Origin of the sequence: Pseudomonas sp. HY2-MNA-CIBAN-0224, from assembly GCF_040310285.1 — a bacterium.
Taxonomy (GTDB): domain Bacteria; phylum Pseudomonadota; class Gammaproteobacteria; order Pseudomonadales; family Pseudomonadaceae; genus Aquipseudomonas; species Aquipseudomonas helleri.
The window spans coordinates 1-240 of record NZ_JBEOPQ010000867.1; the positions used below are offsets into that span (position 1 = coordinate 1).

The window sequence follows — 240 nt, forward strand, 5'->3', positions numbered from 1 at the left end:
AGCGATAGGTAATCGGCTGTGCCAGCAGACGGTAATAGCCATAACTGCCATCATGATCCAATTGACGAATGGCTGTGATATAGAGATGACGATAGGTCAATCCGCTCGGCGTATCAAAGCTCAAGGTGAATGCACTACCGATTAAAGCCGTCAACGGTGTGAAAGGGGGATGATGGCGCTCATGGATATAGACGTGTAATAGATAGGTATCAATACCGTGCTGCTCTTGCTGGTGACAGC

Annotated in this window: 1 protein-coding gene; it reads right to left on the minus strand. The window is 48.3% G+C overall.

What is annotated here, in order from left to right; genetic code table 11:
* The coding region (locus AAEZ03_RS28735) for a hypothetical protein (protein WP_350583398.1) at positions 1-240 on the minus strand (240 nt) is incomplete at both ends.